Origin of the sequence: uncultured Campylobacter sp. (assembly GCF_937949835.1) — a bacterium.
Lineage (GTDB): Bacteria > Campylobacterota > Campylobacteria > Campylobacterales > Campylobacteraceae > Campylobacter_B.
Genome location: NZ_CALEDC010000035.1, coordinates 1 through 4,874 on the forward strand (window position 1 = coordinate 1; position 4,874 = coordinate 4,874).

The following is a 4,874-nucleotide window of genomic DNA, read 5'->3' on the forward strand; positions in this document are numbered from 1 at the left end:
CGAGTTTGAGGCGTTTAATTTGAAGCCTGCTTTGCTAGCGGGTGCGTGCTTGAGTTTGCTTGCGTAGCGCCGATTAAAATACGACTGCGCTAAAATTTTATGACGCGCGGTTGAAATTTATTGAGCTGCGGTAATTAAATTTTACTGACGCACAAACTCAAAATTATAAAATTTAAATCGATCCATCAGATTGTGCTACAAATTGAGTCGCGTTAAATTTGACGGCGAAAGCTTAATCCTAAACTCAAAGCATTAGATTTAGATCCGGCTGAATTCGCATTTGATTAAGCGAAACGAAAAGCGCAAAGTTATATCATTCCTTAGAAATTCTGCAATTTTTTCGAAAGGATGAGATATGAAGCACTTTTCACTCTCAAAGGCCGTTTTTATGGCGGCGAGTCTGGCCCTGCTCGGGCTAACGGCTGCGAATGCGCAGGAGAAATTTTCCCCCGTTATCGTCATTCACGGCGGCACCAGCGGGCTTGATCTAACCAAGGAGGAATTTAAAATCCGCGAGGAGCCGATGAACCGGGCGCTTTTGGCGGGTCAAGCCGTGCTTGAACGGGGCGGCACCGCGATGGATGCCGTAACGGCGGCCATTATGGTGCTTGAGGACGATCCGAATTTTAACGCGGGCAAGGGTGCGGTATTTACAGCCGACGGATTTAACGAGCTCGACGCCTCGATCATGGACGGCTCGACCAAAAAAGCGGGCGCGGTCGCGCTTGATAAAAACGGCAACCTAGCCGCAGCGACCAGCCCAGCGGCATGACAAATAAAATGACCGGCCGCATCGGCTCATATCAAAGATGCAGCGACAAGGAGCTAGATCTCGCCATCTCGAAAAAAGAATTTATAGATAACTTCCCAAAATAAGACGCCGAAGAGGGATTTAGCTTCGAGCAGACGCAAGAGCTGCTGGGCGGGATAAATTAGCCTCAAATTTACAAAAAGGGCAAAAATGAAAAAAATTTTAGTGGTACTTCTCTTAGGCTTGCTCGGTCTTGAAGCTAAGATAATCGGGCAGGGTGAACTAGCGGACTATGCGCTAGTTTTTGCGGACGGCAATGCTGTGGATAAAGACGGCAACATAAAAGCCGTAGGTAAAAATTTTATGGTCACAGGAACCTTTTCTGACGGTCTTTGTGTGGTTTTTATAGGCGAACAGACCTTTTTTATGGACGAAAACGGCAGACTTGTCGTGCGTTTGGCGCCCGGTATGGGCTTTAAAACTAGCTTTACCGAGGGGCTAGCAGGCATCGCCAAAAACGGTAAATTCGGCCTCATAGATAAAACAGGTAAGGTCGTAGTAGAACCCAAATTTGACGATATGGGTATAGCCTTCAGAGATGGCGCGATACTCGTGGGTGAGATGAAATACGGCAGGATGAAATACGGTTACGTGGATAAAAACGGCAGAACAATCATTACTCCGCGCTATGACGAGGTAAGGTCGTTTTCCGATGGACTAGCCTCGGTGCGCATCGGCGATAAATGGAGCGTGATAGACAAAAGCGGCGCTACCGTTTCAAAGCTAAATTTCAACTACCCGTTAAAGTTTACAGAAGGCTTAGCATCCGTAAAATTTAACGGACTTTATGGCTTTGTGAACAAGGACGCAAACATCGTTATAGAGCCTAAATTTGAATTAGCGTCGCTCTTTAGCGAAGGACTAGCGGCCGTAAAATCGGGCGGCAAATGGGGTTTTATAGACAAAAGCGGAAATTTCGCGATAGAGCCGCGTTTTGACGAAGTAAATGACTTTAAAGAAGAACACGCCGTAGTGAGGGTCGGCGAGCTGTGGGGTATCATAGATAAAAGCGGTAAATTTATCCTTGAGCCACAAAAATTCGACTATATATTTAACGAGTTTTACGGTGGAATGTTAAATTTCATGGTAAATAGAAAAAGCGGTTGCCTAGACATAGACGGCAAGGTCGCCATAGAACCAAAATTCGATAGCATATTTGTTTTTGAGGGCAACGCGACGGCCGCTAGTGTAGACTACAAAAGCGTGTTTATCGATAAAAAGGGCCGAATTCTGCCTATTTCTTACTACTTTGAGATAGAAGATTGAGGTAAATTTGCGACGGTTTTGGCAAACGCTTTGCTTTTTTTAAACTAACGAGCTACATTCAGTTGCTAAATTTCTCGCCTTTATGTCACATAAGACCCAATAGATCTATTTTGCCAAAAAAATAACGTAAATTTAATTTTTGCAATATGAGTTAAATTCAACGCAGACAATAAAACTCCAGTTGTTTTAATTTACTTTCATCCGTATTTAACTTTTGCCTTAAATTTTTGCACATGATAGCAAAATATACAAATTTCAGGTAGAATGTCGCCACATAAAATCAAGGCGGTAAAATGAGAAAATTTATAGTCGTTCGCGGACACGCGGGCTCTGGTAAAACGACTTTCGCAAAAGAGAAGATTAAAGAATTTAAAAACGAATATCCGCAGGCGCAAATTTATCATCTGGAAAACGATATGTTCTTAACCGATGAGGCGGGGGTTTATACTTGGTCGCCGAAGCTTTTGGAGGACGCGAAGCGCAAAGTCGCCCGCGAGATAAAGCAGGCGTATAAATTTGCCCTGGAAAACAAAGCTAAAGACGTTCTTATCGTGCTTAGCAACGTGAGTGCGCGCACCAAAGAGCTGCTAAGCCTAAAAGAGCAAGCCACCCAAAATGGATTTATTTTCGAATGCTTTAGAATGCAAAATTTCTTCGCCTCCGAGCACGGCGTCGATGAAGATACCGTGATAGCAATGTTTATCAAGGTCGCAAACAACAAAATAGAGGGCGAAATTTTGATCCCGCCCGTTAATCCTATGAGCGAAAGCGTAGCGCAAAAGATCAAAGACGCGGCGGCTCTAAACAGGCGCGATCTGCCCTTTGATGCGGCGCAAAACACCTACGTAACGAAAAAATATATCGCCGCTACGCAGGACAAAAGGCTCTGGAGCGCGCGTCAAAGCGAGCTTTATCCCGAGCTTCGCACCTACAAATACTCAAAACGCGTCTTTTTCAAAGCCGATTGGGATAAGGCGCTACTTGAGATGCGCGGGCTCATAATGGACAATAATCTAAATATCATCGTGCGTCCGTTTAAAAAGGTCTATAACTACTCGGAATTTACCTCGCACAAAAGTCTTTATCCTATCGATATCACAGACGATACGCCCGTGCTTGCCGTGCGAAAGGTAAACGGCTTTTTGGGGTGTTGCACCTACGTAGATGCCCACGAAAGCGGCGCGAGCTTTAACCGCCGCGTCATCTACTCCACGACGGGATCGACCGATAGTAGATTTGCACAGATGGCGCGCGAACACTGCTGCAAATTTGAAGAGATTTTCAAACGCTATCCAAATAAAACTTTTTTATTTGAGATCACCGACGAGAGCGACCCGCACATCGTAGAAGAGGAGCTTGGAGAGACTTTTATCGGACTTATCGACGTTAAAACCGGCGCGCAAGAGAGCGAATTTGAGCTGGATAAAATCGCCGCAAGCACTGACGGAGCGCTAAAAAGACCTTTTTATAAAGAGGGCGAGCAGTATCTAAAAACGAGCTTTGCGGAGCTTAAAAATATAGTTAAAGAGGCGAAATTCGAGGGCTTTATGGTGTATATCCCGAGCCAAAATGATTTTTGCTTTAAGATGAAAACGCCTTATTATCTCGTGAATAAATTTTTCGCTCGCAGTAAAAACGAAGCGCTTTCCGGCAAACTGGATAAAACCAAGCTCGATGAGGAATTTCACCCTTTGGTCGATCATATCAAAGCAAACGAGCGAGAATTCAAATCGCTTGACGAGCAGGGCAAGCTAGGCTTTATAAAAGAATTTTTGGAAAAAATTTAACGATTACCGTACGAATATTTGACGCCGCGCAAATTTACGTAAAGCGTAAATTTAATGCAGCGATTAAAGCTTAAAGGAAAAATGATGATATTTTTTACCTCCGATTTGCATTTTTATCACGGCAACATTATGAAATACTGCCCTAAATTTAGGAATTTTAACGACGTAGCTGAGATGAATGAAAAGCTAATAGAGCTCTGGAATACCGTAGTGGGGCCGGAGGATACGGTTTATGATCTGGGCGATTTTGCATTTTGTAATAAATTAAAGGATCTAAAAAGCGTCGCGCGTAGGCTAAACGGCTCGCATGTGCTGATTTTAGGCAACCACGATACGCTCATTAGCCAAAACAAAGAAGCGCTGCTACGCGAGCTAAAAGACGACGGAAATCCTATTTTTAGCGATATCCTGCACTACAAGGAGCTAAATTTTGACGGCGGCGCGGGCGCGATAAAGGACGGCAAAACCGGTATGAGCATCTGTATGTTTCACTATCCCGTAGAGGAGCATAACCGCGCCTCGAAAGGCTCTTTTATGCTTCACGGGCACTTGCACAACCGCGCTTCCAGCCTGGAGGGGCGCATACTAAACGTAGGCTTTGACTCGCACGGCAAAATTTTAAGCTTAGATGAGATCGTGCAAATTTTAGGGCAAAGGCAAATCGCGGCAAGATATTTGTGATCCTGGCTAAACACGGACAGCCGCAGCATTGATTTAAGCGCAGCCGACTGCAATATCTCGCAGAAGCACCCGCATAATACGGAAATAGGCAAAGCCCGGCGGCGGCATCTTTATCGACAAGCACGGACACACGGGCTTTGCGTGGACGAAGGAGAAGCTCGGTATGTATCACGGCGAGGCAAGGCTCGGAGCTAAGCCGATCGTTTACTGGCCGCTAGGGGAAAAATAAGCGCAAATTTAGCCCCTTTGCGGGGCTAAATTTAAATCAAATAGCGAGGATAAATACGCTTTTTATCGCACGTCTATCAAATTTGGCGCTTTCATCGATC

General features: G+C 44.9%; 5 protein-coding genes. All 5 read left to right on the forward strand.

Annotated elements, in window-relative coordinates; translation table 11 throughout:
* Nucleotides 1-355 precede the first annotated feature (355 nt).
* The 5 genes from Q0256_RS00765 (at nucleotide 356) to Q0256_RS00785 (ending at nucleotide 4,545) form a co-directional block, all read left to right on the forward strand.
* Nucleotides 356-772, forward strand: coding sequence for an isoaspartyl peptidase/L-asparaginase (locus Q0256_RS00765; RefSeq protein WP_297959129.1), 417 nt, complete (start codon nucleotides 356-358; stop codon nucleotides 770-772).
* Nucleotides 769-876, forward strand: coding sequence for a hypothetical protein (locus Q0256_RS00770; RefSeq protein WP_297959131.1), 108 nt, complete (start codon nucleotides 769-771; stop codon nucleotides 874-876). The genes Q0256_RS00765 and Q0256_RS00770 overlap by 4 nt, the downstream gene beginning before the upstream one ends.
* 85 nt (nucleotides 877-961) lie before the next feature.
* Nucleotides 962-2,077, forward strand: coding sequence for a WG repeat-containing protein (locus tag Q0256_RS00775; RefSeq protein ID WP_297959132.1), 1,116 nt, complete (start codon nucleotides 962-964; stop codon nucleotides 2,075-2,077).
* A 293-nt stretch (nucleotides 2,078-2,370) separates the two neighbouring features.
* Complete coding sequence (locus Q0256_RS00780; protein ID WP_297959134.1) at nucleotides 2,371-3,864, forward strand: RNA ligase; 1,494 nt, start codon at nucleotides 2,371-2,373, stop codon at nucleotides 3,862-3,864.
* Nucleotides 3,865-3,948: 84 nt separating this feature from the next.
* Nucleotides 3,949-4,545: a metallophosphoesterase gene (locus Q0256_RS00785; protein ID WP_297959136.1), complete on the forward strand. Its 597-nt coding sequence runs from the start codon at nucleotides 3,949-3,951 to the stop codon at nucleotides 4,543-4,545.
* Nucleotides 4,546-4,874: the final 329 nt, after the last annotated feature.

Excerpts from the sequence above, each read along its gene's own strand:
- Q0256_RS00770 (WP_297959131.1), top strand. The coding sequence starts at position 769 with ATGACAAATAAAATGACCGGCCGCATCGGCTCATATCAAAGATGCAGC.
- Q0256_RS00780 (WP_297959134.1), top strand. The coding sequence starts at position 2,371 with ATGAGAAAATTTATAGTCGTTCGCGGACACGCGGGCTCTGGTAAAACG.
- Q0256_RS00765 (WP_297959129.1), top strand. The coding sequence starts at position 356 with ATGAAGCACTTTTCACTCTCAAAGGCCGTTTTTATGGCGGCGAGTCTG.
- Q0256_RS00775 (WP_297959132.1), top strand. The coding sequence starts at position 962 with ATGAAAAAAATTTTAGTGGTACTTCTCTTAGGCTTGCTCGGTCTTGAA.
- Q0256_RS00785 (WP_297959136.1), top strand. The coding sequence starts at position 3,949 with ATGATATTTTTTACCTCCGATTTGCATTTTTATCACGGCAACATTATG.